Origin of the sequence: Shewanella sp. BJSY2023SW007, from assembly GCF_047314525.1 — a bacterium.
GTDB classification, from domain to species: domain Bacteria; phylum Pseudomonadota; class Gammaproteobacteria; order Enterobacterales; family Shewanellaceae; genus Shewanella; species Shewanella chilikensis.
In genome coordinates, this window is sequence record NZ_JBKORL010000022.1 from 1 (window position 1) to 2,059 (window position 2,059).

The following is a 2,059-nucleotide window of genomic DNA, read 5'->3' on the forward strand; positions in this document are numbered from 1 at the left end:
ATAGGTTTGTCGTTTGGTCTTTGATGTCATTGTTCACCTCGTTAAACGATTTTACTCGCTTAGCGTGGTGTCCAAAACTATCGGGGCAGATCAGTCCATCCATTTTGAAGGACGACTGGATGCTCACATCGATCTGTGATTTTTAACGTGACACAGAATTTTGAACACCCTCCCTCTGTTTGGAACAACTGGTTATCTGCAACTTACCAAACATCAAGCCTAGAACACTCAAAATCAACCAACATACCTTTATCAACCCCTGCAGGTATTGCACAGTCTAGCTCTATAATGATGGAGCCAACCTTTACAATATTCTCTAATCGATCCTCAACTACTGCTGTCACTCTATGGGGTAAGACTTTCTCCTCAAGTGCTTCAATAGATACAAATCCAGAATTAGATAACATCACTTCTTTAGCCATGAATGCATGAAGATAATCAACCTCTGCTCCCTCTTCATACTCACATGGCTGGCAAAATGCTATGCAGCTATCTCACATGGCTGGCAAAATGCTATGCAGCTATATTCGCCATCAGTAATTGTCAGTTCAGCCTCTTGAGCTGACTTTGAAGTCCAATTTAACTTTTCAACCTTCATAATCAATCACAAAAAATCAAGCTACCCATGATAATACAATGAATTGCCACTGATTTCTTTCCTAGACACCTTTTAGTTAGATAAACTAGCTAGAAATCATCTTCAACAGAAATAATTCCTGCATTAACCAATGCGTTCTGAGTATTTATCAATAGATTAACGACTTCAGAATCATTAACACCCATTAAGCGTTCAATTACCTCCAACTGACAACCATTAGCTAGATTACTAATTATGATATCACTAGGCATAGACTGGCTGTTGACTGTAGAACTCACGTATGAAATCCAACCGACACTATTGTCAAACTCCATATCAGGATCTATTTTGCAAGCCAAATCATGAGACGTGAACACTGCAAATTCTGGATTACATTGTGTAACTAAAAGCTTCCAAACTTGCCTAAAAAACTGCAATTCATTGACTCTACTTTCAACAGGAGAATCTAGTTTACATACAACAGAATTTCCCGGGCTAGCAGTACCATATGCTCCCGAACTCACTATAATAAAAAAAACTGGCCCACAGTCCAATTTAACTTTCCACTGCGATGTGAACCCCAAAGGGGACAATAGGGAAACAGTCGAATCTTCTTGAACAACTTCTGTATATGCGACATCAGGGTCAAGCACTAAACTAATAATTTTACTCTTTTGTTCGAGAAAATCATCTGGCATCACATCTAGTTTTAGTCCCTTTGAGAGTATTTCAAATGAGCACGGGCGTTCTACCGCTGCCTCAATACCTATGAGTAAATCAATGATGAAAGATAAGTATTCATCTAGGCACTGTTGCCTGTCTTGCCAATAGAATCCCATGTATTCTTTTGCTCTAATCATTATTGACCACCCTTAGGCGTATAAACTGGTTTAATATGTTTAACTTTATTCTCTCTTAACAACTGACTTACAAGATCAAACTTTTCTTGATTAGGTATATGCCACTCGACTTTCGTTTTCACCTGTGATGCTACAGCTGACTGCTTTCTCGCATCTCGCAAAACAACATCAAGCGACCAAGCCTCATCTTTGGGCCATTTATTAAAATCCTTAGCATCAATTAAAACTCCACGTTCAGGGTTGAATCCATCAAATTTGATTTCACCGCTTTTCATTAAATCCGTCTTTACAACATACTCTGTATGCCGTGGAGCACCCGTGACTTCAATTTGATATGCAGCGCCTTTTTCTGGTGTATGTCGACTAGCCCACACACCAGGGCCTCCATCACTTTGCCCATGAACATAGGAAGGTTTAAGTTTGCTTGGAACACCTTTCGGATTTTCCTGACTTTTCAAAGGAGTGTCAACATCCCCCTTTGGTGTCTTGCTATTCAGTGGAGTCTGGTGTTTTCCGATATAAGTTTGAACTGATCTGCCCCGATAGTTTTGGACACCACGCTAAGCGAGTAAAATCGTTTAACGAGGTGAACAATGACATCAAAGACCAAACGACAAACCTA

3 protein-coding genes are annotated in these 2,059 nt (G+C 39.8%); all 3 read right to left on the minus strand.

Going from position 1 to position 2,059, the window contains the following annotated elements:
• Positions 1 to 203: 203 nt before the first annotated feature.
• A complete protein-coding gene (locus ACMHXE_RS04315) occupies positions 204 to 422 on the minus strand; it encodes a hypothetical protein (protein ID WP_413731487.1) in 219 nt (72 codons plus the stop codon).
• A gap of 265 nt (positions 423 to 687) precedes the next feature.
• Positions 688 to 1,437, minus strand: coding sequence for an Imm52 family immunity protein (locus ACMHXE_RS04320; protein ID WP_101057791.1), 750 nt, complete (start codon positions 1,435 to 1,437; stop codon positions 688 to 690).
• Complete coding sequence (locus tag ACMHXE_RS04325; protein ID WP_157822710.1) at positions 1,437 to 1,895, minus strand: Tox-REase-5 domain-containing protein; 459 nt, start codon at positions 1,893 to 1,895, stop codon at positions 1,437 to 1,439. Before ACMHXE_RS04325 ends, ACMHXE_RS04320 begins: the two co-directional genes overlap by 1 nt.
• Positions 1,896 to 2,059: the final 164 nt, after the last annotated feature.